This is a genomic window from Lachnoanaerobaculum sanguinis, from assembly GCF_033242365.1.
Taxonomy (GTDB): domain Bacteria; phylum Bacillota; class Clostridia; order Lachnospirales; family Lachnospiraceae; genus Lachnoanaerobaculum; species Lachnoanaerobaculum sanguinis.
The window spans coordinates 1-17,852 of the sequence record NZ_BTHK01000001.1 but is presented as its reverse complement, the minus strand read 5'-3'; the positions used below and the strand labels follow the sequence as shown (position 1 = coordinate 17,852).

Below are 17,852 nucleotides of genomic sequence, written 5' to 3'. Positions count from 1 at the left end.
ATATATGTCAAGACAAAATGAATTTATACCCTCCTAATTTTTACATTTTAATTACGCCTATAAACACCATATTCTGTGCTATCATCATATTATAAGTTCCGACTTCTTTTGACTTAGATACATTTACAGCTGTGATTTCGGTATCATAACCTTTTTCTTTTGCAAGTTTTACTATGTCTGTTATCTGTGCAATAGTTTCCATTGTTATAGCTGAGATTACGATAGTAGGATTTTTCTTTGAGGTAAATATCATCTCCATCATACTGATAAGTTCACCGGCGCTGCCACCTATAAAGATTTTATCCGCATCTAAGATATTATCAAGTCCGTCAGGTGCTTTTGCATGTATAAGCTCTATATTTTCAGCACTGAAATTATGAATATTCTTTTTTATAAGTTCTACTGCAACAGGATTTTTTTCTATAGCATATACTTTTCCTTCATATGCAAGCCTTGACATTTCAATACTTATAGATCCACTTCCTGCACCTATATCATAGCAGATACTGTTTGGACAAACATCCAACTTACTCATAATAACGGCTCTAACTTCGGATTTTGTTATCGGCACTTTATCTCTTGCAAATACTTCATCGGGAAGTCCGATACTTATAGACTTATCTGCATCCGGATTTGAAATAAGCATACAGTTTAAATCAGATATTTCCATTTCTATAAGTTTAGATGCCTTTGCCTTTGTTATTCTTTCATTTTCATAAGAAAGATTTTCTCCCAGTGTTATATCAAGGTCAAAGAATCCGAAGTCTATAAGTTTTCTACAGATTTCCTTTACTCCTTCACCCTTAGATGTGATAATAAATGTATATTCATTTGAATCTATATTGTGATATAAAAGCTCTTCCTTACCATGGAATGATAATATCTTTACTTTTGAAATATCGGTATTTGACTTTGCACATAAATAGCTAAGACTTGATATTCCGGGAAATGTATTTATATTGCAGTCTTTAAAATCCTTTAATTTATCAAAAAGTTTTAAACTTCCGCTAAAAAGAGAAATATCCCCACTGAATACTACAGCTGTTTCGCTATCCATATTTTCTCTTATTATTTCAATTATCTTATCTGTATTATACTCTGTAAAATATTTTTTATTCGGAAAATCTTCTTTTACACTGTCAACTATTCTTTTTGCACCGATAATTACTGAAGACCTTTCCAGTGCAGAAATTGCAGCTTTTGTTAAAAGGTTTGGATTTCCAAGTCCAATTCCTACAAGATTTATATTTTTTGTATTTACCATACTTATCCCTGTTTACTATATATATTATTTAAATTAAATTTGCAAACATCTACAGAAATACCTGTTATCTCAGTCTTCGGCATAATAATCACAGGAATACAACCGGTATTTTTTGCCGCCTCTATCTTTTCTTCAAAGCCACCGCTTCTTCCCGATAATTTACTTACAAGATATTTGCAATCAAATTCTTTTATAATTGCTTCGTTTAAAGTTTTAGAAAAAGGTCCCTGCATTGCAATAATATTCTTTGAAGGTACACCGGCAGATATACAGGCATTTATAGAGTCTATACTTGGAAGTACCCTTGGAAATATACGATTTGACAGCTCACTGAAAGCTGATATTTCCTTACTGCCTGTTGTAAGTAAAATATTTCCTTCTGTATTCAAAAGATAATTAACCGCATCAAAATTACTTGAAAACTCAAGAACATCTTCTAAACTCACATCCATAGACTCTCTTTTTATTTTAAAAAAAGTGATATTTTTTTCTAAGAGTTTTAATGCAGATTCTATATTTTTAGATATATCATAAGCATATGGATGTGTTGAATCTATGACGCAGGATATATTATTTTCTTTTATAAGCTTAGCTATCTCTTCTGTACCCAGTCGTTTATTACTAACTTTGACAGTTTTAAATTCCGGAAGAACTTCCTTGCCATACTCGGTAGCTACACATAGTATAGTATCTATTTTAAGCTTATCACAGTAGGTAGCAATCTCTCTTCCTTCAGTAGTACCGCCAAAGATTAAAACATCACTCATTGGAGTATCCTCTTGGCGTTACAAGTTTACCGTCAATAACTTTAGTCATAGAGTTACCTATAAATACCGTTTCAAACATGCCGACTGTCACATCTCTTAATTCCAAAAGAGTATAGACGCTATATCCTTCACCTTCTCTCCCTATGTTTTTTGCTATGGCACATGGTGTATTTTCACTCTTATACTTAAGCAAGATATCACAGGCTTTTTGAAGATAATCTACACGTTTTTTACTTCCGGGATTATATATTGAGATACAAAAATCTCCTAATGCCGCACATTCAAGTCTTTTTTCTATCTTCTCCCAAGGTGTCAAAAGATCACTGAGACTGATTACCGCAAAATCATGTATAAGTGGTGCTCCTATAATAGCGGCACCTGAAATTGCCGCGGTAACTCCGGCAATTGTTTTCACTGCTACATCTCTATAATCCGGAGCTATACCAAGCATAAGCCCTGTAAGTCCGTATACACCTGCATCACCTGAGCAAACCATTGCTACCGTTTTTCCCTTATCAGCCTCTTCAAATGCCATTACACATCTTTCATATTCTTTAGTCATGGGTGTTGAAAGGCATTCCTTATCAGGCCATATTTCCTTTATCAAATCTGTATATACCGTATAACCTATAACTATATCGCTCTCTTCTATTTTCTTTATCGCCTCGACCGTCATCTGATCATATTTACCCGGTCCCATACCGATTATATATATTTGTTTCATTTTAAACCTCTTACTATAATTATTGTAAAATATCCGCTTGTTTCAGGAAGATTTTTTGCTCCGACAAATAATCTTTCATTTGGCATACCGCAATTTTCCACCATATAGATATCATAATCAAACTTTTCTTTCTTGATATATGAAGCCAGCTTCTCATAGCTTCTTCCGGATTTCATAAATACCAAAGTACCTTTAAGTTTGAATGCCTCTTCAAATGAGTATGATGATGGGATCACATGAAGCTCTTCATCTGCCAATGTAAGCGGAATACCAAGTGTAGCGGCAGCGGCACTGAATGATGTGATACCGGGTATAGTGATTACTCCTATCCCTTCTGCGTTCAGTCTTTGTGCAATATATGAGTAAGTCGCATAAACTCCGGGATCACCAAGTGTCAGGAGTGCTACATCTCCTTCTTTTAAAAGTTCTTTTATCTCATCGGTGATTTTTGAATGTGCTTCTTCCAATATATCAGGATCCTTTGTCATTGGAAAGTCTACACATAATTTATCTTTTTCATTTATCTCAGGAATCACTTGCTTTGCAATATTAAAAGCAATGGAAGTATCCTCGCTTTTCCCGGGATAACATATTGTTTTTGATATTTTTACTGCATTTAAAGCCTTTATTGTCATAAGCTCAGGGTCTCCCGGGCCTACTCCTACACCATATAATTTACTCATTTATTTTCTCCTGTATCTATAATCGTTATATTATCACTGAATACAATAATTCTGATTTTTAAATTATTTTTAAACTCTTCAATATTTGCATATCTGTTTTTATGATAAAATATCTCAGCCTTAAATGCACGGTTATATGCATAGTAAAGCATCCGATCTGCAAGTATATCAAAGCAATTTTCAAAGTTATTTTCTTTAATTATATTTACGGCACCTGTTGTGGTCTTTTGTTCAAATATATTTGAAACAGCCTGAATCGGTAATTCTTTGTTTTCTTTTATACAAAGTTTTGTTACTGCCGCTACAAGCAATTCAAGTCTGGAATCCGAATCATTTGAATGTGTATTCATTATTCCACCCGACAACTTTATAAGTTTGCCCAAGTCGCCACATAGTACAATTTCTCTTGCATCATTTGAGATTGCATAATCAATACTTTCACCTATAAAATTGCTTATAATAGCCACTGTAGTGCTGTTTATATTAAAATTTTTTTCCAAGTATTTTGCACCTATATTTCCGGGTGCCAAATATACTCGTCCTTCTTTTGAATTTTTTAACCTGAATTTGATATCAGCTTCTATTGTTTCTAAGAGTGCTGTTTTGCTCATAGGCAGTACCAGACCTGAGGTCCCGAGTATTGAGATTCCACCTATAATTCCAAGTCTTTCATTAAAGGTCTTTTTTGCTATCTCCACTCCGTTTTCTACCATAACGGTTATATTTACTATACCGCTAAATCCTGCTTCTTTTAATATACGTGAAAGATTGTCAATCATCATCTGCCTTGGAACCGGATTTATAGCCGCTTCTCCCTTTGGTAAGGCCAGTCCGTCTTTTGTAAATATTCCTACACCTTCTCCGGCAAAAAAATTAAACTCAAGACCGTTTTCTTTTTTTATAAATTCAAGCTTTGAACTGATTATTATTCCGTCAGTAACATCCGGGTCATCACCTGCATTCTTTTTTACACCACAGATAAATAAATTATTTTGTACTTTGTGATATTCTATTGGAATACTGAGTGTTATACCTGCAGGTAACTCTACATCCACTATATCCTTTTTATCATCCAGATACATATATGCAGCTCCTATTGCAGCAGCAGTTGCTGTAGTTCCTGTGGTAAAGCCATACCTTTGTGTATGGCCGTTTTTTATATTAAATTCATCAATTGTCATATTTATGCCTTTGGTATCTTGAATGAAAATTCAACACCGTCAAGTATATTTCTTACAGCAACAGTACCGTTGTGAGCTTCTACTATCGCCTTTACTATAGACAGTCCGATACCGCTTCCTCCATATGCTCTGGAATGTGCCTTATCCACCTTAAAAAACTTTTCCCAAATATTGTTTAAATCTTTTTCAGGAATAGGATTACCTGTATTATAAACACTAAAAGTTATATTTTCTCCATCATCTGATACATTTATTTTTATTTCCCCGGAGTCACTTACATGATGAATAGAATTACTGATATAGTTTGTAACCACCTCTTCTATTTTGAATTCATCAGCATTAAGAAATATTTCCTTGTCGGAATCAAATTCAATATTTACATTCTTTTCACCTATAAGTATTGATATTGAACCAAGCACCGACTCAATAAGAGAAGTCAGATTAAAGTTCTCCTTATGCAAAATACTGTTTCCGGATTCAAGTGAAGAAAGTGTAAGTAATTGTTTTACCATTTTATTCATCTTTTCACTTTCATCAAGTATTACCTCTGTATAGTATTTTCTGCTCTCTTCATCTTCACAGAGTCCTTCATTCAGTCCTTCCGCATATCCTTGAATAAGTGCAATAGGTGTCTTTAATTCATGAGAAACATTCGCAATAAAATCTTTCCGCATTTCGTCAATAGCTTCTTTTCTCTTAATGTCTTCTTTTAAGAGTTCATTGGCTTCCTGTAATTCGTCAATAGCCTTTTTAAGTCTGTCGGACATATAATTCATATTTTGTCCAAGCGTCTGTATTTCATCACTTCTGTTACCTATATATTTGGCGGTAAAATCAAGTTTACCCATTTTATTCGAAATCTCAGCCAACTCAAGTATCGGATAGGTAATCATTTTTGCAATAATAAATGTAAGTATAACAGTTATAATGAATCCTATAATTGCCATATATATCAGAAATCTGTTTGAAATACTTACGCTTTCTTTTAAACTTGCAACAGGAGTAGACATTATAACCATTGTCTGATTATCACTGCAATAACCGAAACCTTCTATAAAAGATGTGTTTTGCATAGTCTTATGAAGTATTATTGTGTAATTATTATTACTGTATAAAATATCCTGATTTTGATTTCCTATAAATCCGTCCTGGATTCTACTTATTAATCCGTCACCCTCCCTTGCTGATGAATATATGGCCTTATTTGTAAAAGAGTCTACAAGGGCAATGGTTATATTATATTTATTTGAGTAATCCAGAATAATACTTTTAAGGCTGTTATTAATAACAGATTCTTCAGTACTTTCATCAATGATATGCTGACCCGAGGAGCCGATTTTCATTACTTCATTATCTATTTTAAGGTATGCCTCTTTTATTTCACTTACCTTTTCATTCTGATAAAACCATCTCAGTCCGAAATTGTTTAAAAGACCTATTGAAAGTAATAATACCGAAATAATCAATAAGATTATCAAGGTTATCTTCATACGCAGTGAATGGCTGAATTTTTGTATCATATATACCTCTTTATGGCTTAGTCTTGGAAGAAAGTTCCACTATAAAATCAGACTTACCTACAGACTTTCCAAAATTTTCCTTGCAACAACAAATAAAGAGTTTATGTCTGGCTCTTGTCATTGCAACATAAAACATTCTTCGCTCTTCTTCTATCTCATCAGCACCTTTTGCTTTTTTATACGGTACACTTCCCTCATTTACATCAATAATATAAACAATATCAAATTCAAGTCCTTTGGAGGAATGGAAGGTCATAAGCCTTACGCCGTTATCATCTTCATTTGACTTTTTTCTTGCCTCTATCAGTTCCTCTTTGTACTCTTCCATATGTACAAACCAGTCGGAAAATGTACCGAATTCGGACGCGCTGTTTTCAAGATCCCCCAAAACTGTATAGCAGTCATCACTTTCTATACCGTTAATATCACAGTACTCTTCTATGTACTCATCATATCCTACTACATTTCTTATATATCTGAGAGCCGTTGCAGGCTTAAGATTTTTTATAGTTCTTAAATGTTCTCTAAGTTCTATTATTCTTTTAATCATATAGCTTTTATCCTCATAATAGTCAAATAGTGTTTCTATACTTGCCTTTGATGAGGAAAGAGAATCTCTGCTTATATACCTGTTAGGCTTATTGGAAATACGAAGCAAATCGGATTTGTTTCCTGAATTTATAGCCAGCTTTATGTAAGATATAATATCCTTTGATACCCAATGCTCAAAAAGATTCGGAATAGAATCTCTTATAGTAAAAGGAATATTATTCTTCATCATCCTCTCAATTAAAAGTCTCGGTGAAAGGTTTGTACGATAAAGCACTGCAATATTGTTTATATCCTGTCCGGATTTTATATATTCTTTTATATCATTTACTATAGTATTTACCTCGGCAAAAGGATTTTTAAATTCTATTACCGATACAGGTGCACCGCTTCCGTTATGTGCCGTAAAAGTTTTAGGAAATCTCTTACTGTTAAAAGATATAAGTTTGGTCGAGGCATCCACTATTTGAGTACTTGATCTGAAATTTATATCCAAAAATACTTTAGAAACATTTTTAAAGTCTCTCTCAAATCCAAGCATTATCTCGGGTCTTGCACCTCTAAATCTATAGATAGATTGATCGTCATCTCCTACAACAGTGATATTTTGATTCTTGCCTGCCATAAGTTTTATGATATTATATTGCAAAAAATTTATATCCTGAAACTCATCTACCAAGATATACTGATATCTGTTTTGTACCGCGGATAAAATATCTGTTCTTTCGCTTAATAGCTCATATGTAAGTGAAAGCATATCTTCAAAGTCAAGTTTATTTCTTGCTTCAAGCTCAGCTTCATATTCATTGTAAAGTTTCTTAAAAGTATCACTTGCAATACTGTTTGAATAATAGTTTTTTATATTTATATTATCCTGCTTTATAAGAGCTATTTCATTTAAAAGATTACCGGAAAGTGTATTGATATCTTCATTCACTATTTCATTTTTCTTTATCAATTCCTTTATAAGGGTATATCTTAATTCATCAGATGCAATCTGTTCCGCACTGAATCCGTAAGCTGTTTTTAGAAGATTGAAAAACACCGAATGAAATGTTCCAAATGTTACAAGAGTTTTTCCGATAAGTTTTTCAAATCTGTCTTTCATTTCCTTGGCTGCAGCTCTTGAAAATGTAACAACCAAAATATGGGCCGGGTTTATACCCGACCCCTCTATAAGATATTTTATTCTATGTGTGATTACAAAGGTTTTTCCGGAGCCGGGACCTGCCAATACCATTAAGGGCCCTACCCCATGCTCTATGGCTTTTTTTTGATTACTGCTGTAATTTATCAATTCCAATCTTAATCCTTCTTATTGATTCATCTTTTCCGAGAACTTCCATAATCTCTGTAGCACCTGCAGGAGTCATCTGCTTTCCTGAAAGAGCTGTTCTTATCGGCCACATAACAAATCCTGTCTTATATTCATGCTCCTTACCAAATTCCTGCAAGATACCAAACAAATTATCATTTGTATAGTCATCTGTATTTTCAAGAAGCGGTAATACCTCTTTTAAAAGAGATAATGAATTCTCAGAGTTGGTTTTCATCTTTTTATGTGTATACATTTCAGTATCATATTCAGGCAACTCTTCAAAGAAATCAATATGTGAAGCAATTTGTGGCAATACTTCTATTCTGGTCTTTACCATATTTGAGATCTTCTTTAAATCAAGAGGCTTTTTTATAACTTCTTTAATATATGGTTCCGCCAGTTTGAAGAAATCATCTTCACTCATATTCTTTAAATACTCGCCGTTCATCCATGAAAGCTTTACCATATCAAAGACTGCAGGTGATTTAGAGATATGCTTATAATCAAATGCTTTTATAAGCTCATCTAATGAGAATATTTCCTTATCATCTTCAGGTGACCATCCAAGTAAGGCTACAAAGTTTACTATAGCTTCAGATACATAGCCCTGTTCAATAAGGTCCTCAAATGAAGAATGGCCGCTTCTTTTTGAAAGTTTTTTATGCTCCTCATTTGTTATCAAAGGACAGTGAACATATGTAGGCACTTCCCATCCGAATGCTTCATATAATCTGTTGTACTTAGGTGATGATGAAAGATACTCATTTCCTCTGACAACATGTGTGATTCCCATAAGATGGTCATCTACAACATTTGCAAAATTATAGGTAGGATAACCGTCAGACTTTATAAGTACCATATCATCAAGCTCTGAATTATCCACTGTGATATCTCCATAGATATCATCATGGAAAGATGTTGTACCTGTTGTAGGATTATTTTGGCGGATAACATATGGTATACCGCTTTCAAGATTTTTCTTTATTTCTTCTTCAGATAATGAAAGGCAGTGCTTATCATATTTCATGATTTCCTCACCGTTCACATTTGATCTGAGAGAATTAAGTCTTTCAGGAGTACAGAAACAATAGTACGCCTGCTTCTTTTCTATAAGCTTTTTTGCATACTCAAGGTATAGTCCCTGTTTTTGTCTCTCACTTTGTACATATGGACCGCAACCGCCGTCTTTGTCAGGACCCTCATCATGTATAAGTCCTGTCTCTGCCAATGTTCTATAGATTATCTCTGTAGCACCTTCCACATATCTTTCCTGGTCTGTATCCTCTATTCTAAGCAGAAAATCTCCACCCTCATGCTTTGCTATCAAATATGCATACAATGCGGTTCTAAGATTTCCAACATGCATTCTTCCGGTAGGACTCGGTGCATATCTTGTCCTTATTTTTGTCATAAATGCTCCTTATCTATATATATAATTATTATTTATGGTGTTATCTCAAACTTATAGCCCATGCCCCATACTGTTTTTATATAGTCACCTCTATCACCCATCTTGGCACGAAGTTTTTTTACATGGGTATCAATGGTTCTGGCATCTCCGAAATAATCGTAATTCCATACTGAATTAAGGATTTTTTCTCTGGATAATGCAATACCTTTATTTTCAATAAAGTAGGTTAAAAGTTCATATTCTTTGAAGCTTAAGTCAACTGGCTTTTCATCTATAAAAACACTGCGGGCAACCTTATCTATCTCAATTGCTCCTGCAATAAGTTTTTCTTCAGATTCACCCATTGTTCTTCTAAGCACCGCTTCAACTCTGGCAACAAGTATTTTAGGTGAGAAAGGTTTGGTGATATATTCATCAACACCAAGTTTATAGCCTTTCAGCTCGTCTCTTTCTTCACTTCTTGCAGTCAACATCATAACAGGTACTTTGGAATACTGTCTTATAACTTCCAATGTCTCAAAGCCGTCCAGTTTTGGCATCATTACATCTAAAAGAATCAGTTTTATATCCTTATTGGAATCAAAAATTTTGAGAGCTTCCTCACCGTCCTCGGCTTCCAAAACTATAAACCCCTTTATACTAAGAAAGTCTTTTACAAGTTTTCTCATTCTGGCTTCATCGTCAACCACCAGTATTTTTACATCTTCCATATAATCCCCACAACAGCATAAATATTTAGATTACTGTTCGCTCTTTATTATAAGTCCAAGTTCCTTAAGCTGTGCATCATCTACTCTGTCAGGAGCATTTGTCATAAGATCTGATGCATCCTTTACCTTAGGGAATGCAATAACATCTCTTATAGAGTTAGCCTCAACCATAAGCATTACAACTCTGTCAAGACCATATGCAAGTCCTGCATGAGGCGGCACACCATACTTAAATGCATCAAGAAGATAACCGAATCTCTCCTGTGCAACTTCTTTTGACAGTCCAAGTACATCAAACATCTTTGCCTGAACATCACCTTGGTGGATTCTTACTGAACCTCCACCTATTTCAGTTCCGTTAAGTACGATATCATATGCCTTTGCTCTTACTCTACCCGGATCCGAGTCAATGTACTGCCAGTCCTCATCCATAGGTGCGGTAAACGGATGGTGCATTGCTTTAAATCTGTTTTCTTCCTCTGACCACTCAAGAAGTGGGAATTCTGTAACCCAAAGGAATCTGTAATCATCTTTCTTTAAAAGACCGAGCTGACTTGCAAGTTCAACTCTAAGAGCACCCAGAGTATCCCAAACAACCTTATTGCTGTCTGCAGCAAAGAAGAGCATATCACCCGGTTTGGCATCCATAGCCTGCTTAAGACCTTCTATCTCAGCCTCAGTCATAAATTTTGCAAAAGAAGACTTGATATTTCCGTCAGCTTCAATAGCCATATATGCAAGTCCCTTAGCTCTGTAGCTCTTAACAAACTCTACAAGGGCATCTATTTTCTTTCTAGGCATACCTGACTGTCCTGTAGCATTAATACCCCTTACACTGCCGCCGGCTGCCAATGCATTCTTAAATACTACAAATTCAGAGTTTGCAACAACACTTGAAACATCCTTTAATTCCATACCGAATCTAAGGTCAGGCTTATCTGAACCAAATCTGTCCATAGCCTCCTGCCATGTCATTCTCTGTATAGGAAGCTTAACATCAACATTAAGTACATCCTTGAAAAGTCTCTGTAAAAGTCTCTCATTTACATCCAAAACATCATCCACATCAACAAATGAAAGCTCCATATCTATCTGAGTAAACTCAGGCTGACGATCTGCTCTTAGATCCTCATCTCTGTAGCATCTTGCAAGCTGGAAATATCTGTCATATCCGGATACCATTAAAAGCTGCTTAAAAAGCTGAGGTGACTGTGGAAGTGCATAGAAGCTTCCCGGATATACACGGCTTGGCACAAGATAGTCTCTAGCTCCCTCAGGTGAACTCTTTATCAATGTAGGTGTTTCAATCTCTAAAAATCCGTTTTCTGCAAGGAAGTTTCTTGTGGTTGTAGCCACCTTACTTCTTATCATAAGATTTCTTTGAAGATCAGGTCTTCTAAGATCAAGGAATCTGTACTTTAATCTAAGTTCTTCCTTTGTTTTTGAATCTTCCTCTATATGGAATGGAGGTGTCTCAGACTCTGAAAGTATTCTAAGCCCTGTTGCTCTTACCTCAAGCTCTCCTGTCTCAAGTGATTCGTTAAAAGCACCGCTTCTTTTCTTGAGAATTCCGGTTACAGCAATACAAAACTCCTGCTTAAGCTTCATTGCCTTGTTAAATACTTCGCTGCCGCACTCATCTTCTTCAAAAATAATCTGTAAGATACCTGAACGATCTCTTAAATCACAAAAAATAATTCCACCTTTGTTACGGTTCTTTTGAACCCAACCCATTACTGTAACTTCACTATCAATAGGTGCGTTAACCACCTCTGCACATCTGTGACTTCTCTTTAAGCCGAGCATTGATTCTGCCATTTTTTATCTCCTCACTATTTTAAAGCTTCTCTATAAAATTCTTTAAATTCTACATATCCTTGTTTTTCAAGTCCCTCTTTTTGGAACTTCTTATTCTTATTCATCTTTGAAACCAAGACAATATTTCCTGCTTCTCTGAGGGCTGATGCCTCCTTTAATATAGATGTTAGTACACTTGTATCAATATTCTTTTCATAAAGGAATGCTATTTTTTTGCTCTCATCAGGTATCTTAAATCCCGAGTCCATAAGTATTGTGATAATTCTTTCAAAACCGATAGAAAATCCGCAGGCAGGTGTATCACTTCCTGTAAATTTTCCTATCATCTTGTCATATCTTCCGCCACCTGCTACCGAACCTGAGAATCCCTCCATACTTACTTCAAATATGGTTCCTGTATAGTATCCCATACCGCGAACCAAAGTAGGATCAAACTCCAGTGAAAAATCATTTTCCTTTACATCAAGTACTGTATTCATTATCTCAGATAAACTGTCAAGTACACCTTCTTCAATAAAACAGGACAAACTTTCCTTTAAAGATAAAAGAGCCTTTGTATCACCGGATAATCCGTCAAAAAGATTCAGATACTTCTCACATTTATCTGCTCCGTCAAGCTCTGTCAATTCTTTCTTGACTCCATCAAGTCCTATTTTGTCCATCTTATCAAGGATAATAAATACATTACTTATATTGTCCTCAGAATAGCCTGCAAAAAGTGCCATTGCCAGAAGAATTCTTCTGTCATTGATTCTTACAGTGAACTTCTTTCCCTTTGCAATCTCACTAAGTGCTTTTGTTGTGGCAAGGATAAGCTCTATTTCTGCAAGATTTGAAGCCTCACCGAGGATATCTATATCACATTGTGTAAACTGTCTGAATCTACCTTTTTGAGGTCTGTCGGCTCTATATACATTGCCTATCTGCAATGCCTTAAACGGATTTGGAAGATTTGCCTGATTATTTGAATAGTATCTTGCAAGCGGTAATGTAAGATCATATCTAAGTCCTGCATCTACCAAGTCATTCTCATCTTTAACATCATCAAGCTTTAATTTCTCACCTCTTTTTAAAACCTTAAAAATAAGCTTTTCATTGTCACCACCCTGTTTACTTAAAAGATTTTCAATATGCTCCATTGCAGGAGTCTCTATTGAGGTAAAGCCGAAACTTCCATAAGTCTTTTTTATTATATTTATCAAATAATCCCTGATAACCATTTCCTCAGGGAGAATATCCTTCATTCCTGTGACACCTTTTTTAATCAATGCCATGCATACTTTCCTTTCTCATTATCATTTCATCAAGCCTTTCTATATAAAGTTTCGGATCCTTGACATTTTCAATTCTCTCAATTCTGCCGTCTCCGAATACTATTTTACTTGATGTACCTGCTCCACAAGCTATGATAGTCTGTTTTTCTTCCATAATCAATATATTGTACAGACATTCTTTACCCGGTTTTGAAAATCCTATATTTTCAAGATTGCCCGCCATGTTTTTTTGCCTGTACAAGTAATACGGCTCCAACCCCAAATCGGCACAGGTATCGGTAGCTGTATTTATCATTGATAAAATCAGATCATTGTCCATAATCTCTCTTTTATTTTCTGTATTTAACCTGGCAGCTCTCTTTAGTGCAAGAGAATGTATGGTAACAGATTCAGGAGCAAAGGTTCTCACCTTTGTGAAGCTGTCTATTACATCCTCCAAAGTTTCACCGTTTAGTCCGATTATAAAGTCCATATTTATATTTTCAAATCCTACATCTCTTGCAAGATTATAGCTTTCATATATATCTTCAATACTATGATGTCTTCCTATCAGATCCAGAGTCTTTTGCTGCATTGTCTGTGGATTTATTGATATTCTGTCAACTCCCACGTCCTTTAATGCCTCAAGCTTTTCTTTTGTTATACTGTCAGGCCTACCGGCTTCAACTGTCAACTCGAAAAGATTTGAAAGATCAAAATTTGTCTTTACAACATTTAAAATCTTTGATAATTGATATCCTTCAAGTGAAGTAGGTGTTCCGCCACCCATATAAACAGTTTGAAGCTTTTTTCCTTCATACATCTTTGATACTGCTAAAAGCTCTTTGCAAAGTGCTTCTACATAGGTATCGGTATCTTTCTTCCACTGTGCAATAGAATAAGATGTAAAAGAACAGTATAAACATCTCGTAGGGCAAAACGGTATGCCTATATAAAGACTGTAGCCGTTCTTATAATCAATTTTCTTTAATATATTGAATTCATTTTTTGCCGTATCGGTACAAAGCTTAATTCTTTTATCGCTTACAAGATAGACTTCTTTTAAATGTTTTTTTATATCTTCTAAAGACATACCGTTTTCAAGCATTTCCATTACTATCTTTGTGGGTCTTATTCCGGTTAGAGTTCCCCAAGGAAGTTCCTTGTTGCCAAGCTTTAAAAGATTTATGTAAATATTTCTTTTTAAATCATTTTTGGTGTCAAATTTTGTATCTCTAAGCGGTGAACTAAACTCCAATACATTGTCTTCACTTTTGATTTTAATATGATAATCAGTATTGTCCTTTGATAAAAGCAGTGAAATAAATACATCTTCATCTGTGTAAATATATTTTTCCTCCGGATAAAAAGCCATCAAAAGCTCTCTGATATCCTGCTCGAAGGTCATATCTTCCAATAGTAATGAAATCATCTATCTATCCCATGCTTTTCTACATAAATTGCAACAGGATTGAATTTTTTTTCATGTCCTACCGTAGTCATATCCATATGCCCGGGTAATATGTTTACATCTTCAGGCAAAGTAAGGACCTTATCATATATCGATCTTATTATAGTAGGATTATCTCCTCCGTAAAGATCCGTTCTTCCGCAGTCCTCTCTAAAAACAGTATCACCTGAGAATAAAATCTTTTCAGACTCTATATAATAGCAACCCGATCCCTTTGTATGTCCCGGTGTAGCGATAAATTTTATATCTTCATCCAGTAAGCGGATAACATCACCGTCATTCAACAAGAAATCAGCCTTTGTAACATATCCATGTCCGATAAATGACTTTCCACCGGATTTATAACTGTCTCCAAGCATTTCCTCATCATTTTTTGATATGTATACTTTTATTTTATATTTTTCCACCAAATCATTTACCGCCATTATATGGTCAAAATGTCCATGTGTAAGAAGTATTGCACTTGGTTTTAACTTATTCTCTTCTATAACTTTGATAATAGACTGCGCCTGGGCAGAAGGATCCACTATCAAACATTCTAAAGTTTCTTTGTTGTATGCAACATACACGTTGGTCTGTACCGGACCGAGTGTAAGTACATATATTCCTAATTTATTCATCAGCCTGTAGCCCTTTCAATATCTATTACTCCGGTAATCTGTCTGAGCTTACCGATCAAAGAGTTTAACTCTTCTCTTCCCTTTATATCAAACACAAGATTTATGGTTGAAATATCCTGCTTGTTTGTGCGGGCATTCATATTGTTGATAGTGATGTTGTTTTCACTGTAAATTCTTATAAGGTCGAATATAAGTCCCTGACGATTGTGCGCAAATATCTGCAATTCTGTTTGATACTTCTCTTCAAGTTTGGCATCTTCAAACTCCTGCCACTCGGCAGGTATAAGTCTTGTTCTGTCATCCGAAGGAAGATTCATCACATTTATACAGTCTGTTCTGTGTATTGAAACTCCTCTTCCCCTTGTAATAAAACCAACTATCTCATCACCCGGAACAGGATTGCAACATTTTGAAAATCTGACAGCTATATCCTCTATTCCCTTTACGGTAATACCGTTTTTAGATTTCTTATGTATTGCCGTATTGTTATTATCACTAAGACTTTCCAAAAGAGCCGACTCGGAAATTTCTTTCTTTGCAACCTTCTTTTGTTCTTCAATCATCTTATTGATGACCTGACCTTCTTTTAAACCACCATGACCTAAAGATGCAAGAATTGAATCCCAGTCCTTGATGGCATAGCGCTTCATAACTTTCTCCTGGAATTGAGGCTTGTTTATCTCATTCCAGTTTATACCCTTAGCCTTGCAATATCTTTCTAAGAGATCTTTTCCTCTTAGTATATTGTCTTCTTTAAGCTCAGTCTTAAACCATTGTTGTATCTTTGACTTAGCCTGATTTGACTTGACTATATTTAGCCAGTCTCTACTTGGTCCCTTTGAATTTTGAGAGGTTATGATTTCGACTCTGTCGCCGCTCTTCAATTCATAGTCGATATTTACAAGGCGACCATTAACTCTTGCACCGACCATCTTATTCCCGACAGCTGAATGTATCGAATAGGCAAAATCTATAGGGTTTGATCCTGCAGGCAGGTTCTTCACATCACCATTAGGCGTAAAGCAATATACACTGTCTGAGAAAAGATCCAAGTCACTCTTTATAACCTTTAAAAATTCCGCATTGTCAGAGGTGTCCTTTTGCCACTCAAGTATTTGTCTGAGCCAGTTCATCTTGGCATCCTCTGAACCCTGTGCAGATGTACCGCTTCCGCTCTCTTTATATTTCCAGTGAGCGGCAATACCGAACTCTGCAGTTTTATGCATCTCAAAAGTTCTTATCTGTACCTCAAACGGCTGTCCCGTATCTGAGATAAGTGTGGTATGAAGTGACTGATACATGTTCGGTTTCGGCATTGCAATATAGTCTTTAAATCTTCCCGGTATCGGTTTATATATTTCATGTGCCGTACCGAGAGCAAGATAACACGCTGCAACATCTTCAACGATTATACGGATGGCAAACACATCATAGATCTGATCCAGAGTCTTATTTTGATTTACCATCTTTTTATATATGGAGAATAAATGCTTAACTCTTCCGCTTATCTGATATTTCATTCCTGTATCCGATAAATGCTCATTGAACTTCTTTATTATCTCATCGACAAATTGTTGTCTCTGCTCTTTCCTGAATGCCAGTTTTTCAGACAGATCATAGTAAACATCAGGATGCAGATACTTTAATGACAGATCATCAAGCTCCACCTTTATTTTTGAAATACCAAGTCTTTGTGCAATAGGAGAATATATATCCATAGTCTCCCTTGCCTTTTCTTTTTGCTTCTCAGGCTTCATATATTGCAGTGTACGCATATTGTGAAGTCTGTCAGCAAGCTTTATAAGAATAACCCTTATATCCTTTGCCATTGCCAAAAACATCTTTCTTAAGTTTTCAGCCTGCATCTCTATTTTATCATTCTTTAATGAAAGCTGTGTAAGCTTTGTAACACCGTCTACAAGATTTGCTACATCCACACCGAATATATCTGAGAGCTCTTCAAATGATATAGCCGTATCTTCTATTACATCATGTAAGAGACCTGCGGCTATTGTCTCCTTATCAAGTTCAAGCTCGGCAAGAATAATTGCAACACAAATAGGGTGAATGATATATGGTTCACCCGATTTTCTTTTTTGATCATTATGTGCTTTTTTTGCCAGTTCATAGGCTTTTGATATCATCGTGATATCATCTGAAGGATGATAATGTAATATGATATCAACAAGTTTTTTATACAAGCTTTCCGGCGAAGTAAAATCTGCCGGTTTATCAATTGGTGTTTCTATATTTTCATCCAGAAAGTTCAACTTATCCTCTTTCATTAAATTCCTCATTCTCAGGCTAAAATATTACAAAGCTATAGTTTGGGTTATATATGTCTAAGCTTTTATTATACGAATTTAATGTAAAAAAAGCAAGAAAACCTAAGAAAAAACCGACACTTACGTGCCGGTAAAAGTCTATTTTCGGGTCTTTGACAGTTTGTTCACCTAAATAATCATTAAAAAAGTCCTACAACCCGCATATAACCTACATTCTTCAGTTGAAATTTTTGTCAAAATATTCGTTTTATTATATAGTATTTTCTAGTATTTTATGT

Annotated in this window: 14 protein-coding genes; all 14 read right to left on the bottom strand. The window is 35.1% G+C overall.

Translation table 11 applies throughout. The features are described 5' to 3' along the window. Positions 1 to 40: 40 nt before the first annotated feature. From cbiE to SBH76_RS00005, 14 genes are read right to left on the bottom strand one after another with little or no spacing between them, the layout of a single operon-like run. Positions 41 to 1,264: a precorrin-6y C5,15-methyltransferase (decarboxylating) subunit CbiE gene (gene cbiE, locus SBH76_RS00070; protein WP_317976335.1), complete on the bottom strand. Its 1,224-nt coding sequence runs from the start codon at positions 1,262 to 1,264 to the stop codon at positions 41 to 43. Positions 1,265 to 1,266: 2 nt separating this feature from the next. After that, positions 1,267 to 2,031: a precorrin-6A reductase gene (gene cobK, locus SBH76_RS00065; RefSeq protein WP_317976334.1), complete on the bottom strand. Its 765-nt coding sequence runs from the start codon at positions 2,029 to 2,031 to the stop codon at positions 1,267 to 1,269. Next, the gene (gene cobJ / locus SBH76_RS00060) at positions 2,024 to 2,755 is read right to left on the bottom strand and encodes a precorrin-3B C(17)-methyltransferase (protein ID WP_317976333.1); all 732 of its coding nucleotides are present in this window, start codon (positions 2,753 to 2,755) and stop codon (positions 2,024 to 2,026) included. Before cobJ ends, cobK begins: the two co-directional genes overlap by 8 nt. Next, the gene (gene cobI / locus SBH76_RS00055; RefSeq protein WP_317976332.1) at positions 2,752 to 3,438 is read right to left on the bottom strand and encodes a precorrin-2 C(20)-methyltransferase; all 687 of its coding nucleotides are present in this window, start codon (positions 3,436 to 3,438) and stop codon (positions 2,752 to 2,754) included. The genes cobJ and cobI overlap by 4 nt, the downstream gene beginning before the upstream one ends. Further along, positions 3,435 to 4,619: a cobalt-precorrin-5B (C(1))-methyltransferase CbiD gene (cbiD, locus tag SBH76_RS00050; RefSeq protein WP_317976331.1), complete on the bottom strand. Its 1,185-nt coding sequence runs from the start codon at positions 4,617 to 4,619 to the stop codon at positions 3,435 to 3,437. The genes cobI and cbiD overlap by 4 nt, the downstream gene beginning before the upstream one ends. Before the next feature lie 2 nt (positions 4,620 to 4,621). Next, entirely contained in the window at positions 4,622 to 6,139 is a 1,518-nt protein-coding gene (locus tag SBH76_RS00045) for a sensor histidine kinase (RefSeq protein ID WP_317976330.1), read from the bottom strand. A 10-nt stretch (positions 6,140 to 6,149) separates the two neighbouring features. Next, complete coding sequence (locus SBH76_RS00040) at positions 6,150 to 7,991, bottom strand: ATP-dependent helicase (protein ID WP_317976329.1); 1,842 nt, start codon at positions 7,989 to 7,991, stop codon at positions 6,150 to 6,152. Continuing rightward, positions 7,966 to 9,417 (bottom strand): glutamate--tRNA ligase, encoded by a 1,452-nt coding sequence (gltX, locus tag SBH76_RS00035; protein ID WP_317976328.1) that lies wholly within the window; start codon positions 9,415 to 9,417, stop codon positions 7,966 to 7,968. Before gltX ends, SBH76_RS00040 begins: the two co-directional genes overlap by 26 nt. 32 nt (positions 9,418 to 9,449) lie before the next feature. Then, positions 9,450 to 10,127: a response regulator transcription factor gene (locus tag SBH76_RS00030; protein WP_317976327.1), complete on the bottom strand. Its 678-nt coding sequence runs from the start codon at positions 10,125 to 10,127 to the stop codon at positions 9,450 to 9,452. A gap of 30 nt (positions 10,128 to 10,157) precedes the next feature. Beyond that, a complete protein-coding gene (gene aspS / locus SBH76_RS00025; RefSeq protein ID WP_317976326.1) occupies positions 10,158 to 11,945 on the bottom strand; it encodes an aspartate--tRNA ligase in 1,788 nt (595 codons plus the stop codon). 14 nt (positions 11,946 to 11,959) lie between these two features. After that, entirely contained in the window at positions 11,960 to 13,219 is a 1,260-nt protein-coding gene (hisS, locus tag SBH76_RS00020; RefSeq protein ID WP_317976325.1) for a histidine--tRNA ligase, read from the bottom strand. Continuing rightward, the gene (hemZ, locus tag SBH76_RS00015; protein WP_317976324.1) at positions 13,206 to 14,630 is read right to left on the bottom strand and encodes a coproporphyrinogen dehydrogenase HemZ; all 1,425 of its coding nucleotides are present in this window, start codon (positions 14,628 to 14,630) and stop codon (positions 13,206 to 13,208) included. The genes hisS and hemZ overlap by 14 nt, the downstream gene beginning before the upstream one ends. After that, positions 14,627 to 15,289 (bottom strand): MBL fold metallo-hydrolase, encoded by a 663-nt coding sequence (locus SBH76_RS00010; RefSeq protein ID WP_317976323.1) that lies wholly within the window; start codon positions 15,287 to 15,289, stop codon positions 14,627 to 14,629. The genes hemZ and SBH76_RS00010 overlap by 4 nt, the downstream gene beginning before the upstream one ends. Continuing rightward, positions 15,289 to 17,574, bottom strand: coding sequence for a RelA/SpoT family protein (locus tag SBH76_RS00005; RefSeq protein ID WP_317976322.1), 2,286 nt, complete (start codon positions 17,572 to 17,574; stop codon positions 15,289 to 15,291). The genes SBH76_RS00010 and SBH76_RS00005 overlap by 1 nt, the downstream gene beginning before the upstream one ends. Positions 17,575 to 17,852 lie beyond the last annotated feature (278 nt).

Excerpts from the sequence above, each read along its gene's own strand:
- gltX (WP_317976328.1), bottom strand. The coding sequence starts at position 9,417 with ATGACAAAAATAAGGACAAGATATGCACCGAGTCCTACCGGAAGAATG.
- SBH76_RS00010 (WP_317976323.1), bottom strand. The coding sequence starts at position 15,289 with ATGAATAAATTAGGAATATATGTACTTACACTCGGTCCGGTACAGACC.
- aspS (WP_317976326.1), bottom strand. The coding sequence starts at position 11,945 with ATGGCAGAATCAATGCTCGGCTTAAAGAGAAGTCACAGATGTGCAGAG.
- SBH76_RS00005 (WP_317976322.1), bottom strand. The coding sequence starts at position 17,574 with ATGAAAGAGGATAAGTTGAACTTTCTGGATGAAAATATAGAAACACCA.
- cobI (WP_317976332.1), bottom strand. The coding sequence starts at position 3,438 with ATGAGTAAATTATATGGTGTAGGAGTAGGCCCGGGAGACCCTGAGCTT.
- cobJ (WP_317976333.1), bottom strand. The coding sequence starts at position 2,755 with ATGAAACAAATATATATAATCGGTATGGGACCGGGTAAATATGATCAG.
- SBH76_RS00045 (WP_317976330.1), bottom strand. The coding sequence starts at position 6,139 with ATGATACAAAAATTCAGCCATTCACTGCGTATGAAGATAACCTTGATA.
- cbiE (WP_317976335.1), bottom strand. The coding sequence starts at position 1,264 with ATGGTAAATACAAAAAATATAAATCTTGTAGGAATTGGACTTGGAAAT.
- cbiD (WP_317976331.1), bottom strand. The coding sequence starts at position 4,619 with ATGACAATTGATGAATTTAATATAAAAAACGGCCATACACAAAGGTAT.
- hemZ (WP_317976324.1), bottom strand. The coding sequence starts at position 14,630 with ATGATTTCATTACTATTGGAAGATATGACCTTCGAGCAGGATATCAGA.
- cobK (WP_317976334.1), bottom strand. The coding sequence starts at position 2,031 with ATGAGTGATGTTTTAATCTTTGGCGGTACTACTGAAGGAAGAGAGATT.
- hisS (WP_317976325.1), bottom strand. The coding sequence starts at position 13,219 with ATGGCATTGATTAAAAAAGGTGTCACAGGAATGAAGGATATTCTCCCT.
- SBH76_RS00030 (WP_317976327.1), bottom strand. The coding sequence starts at position 10,127 with ATGGAAGATGTAAAAATACTGGTGGTTGACGATGAAGCCAGAATGAGA.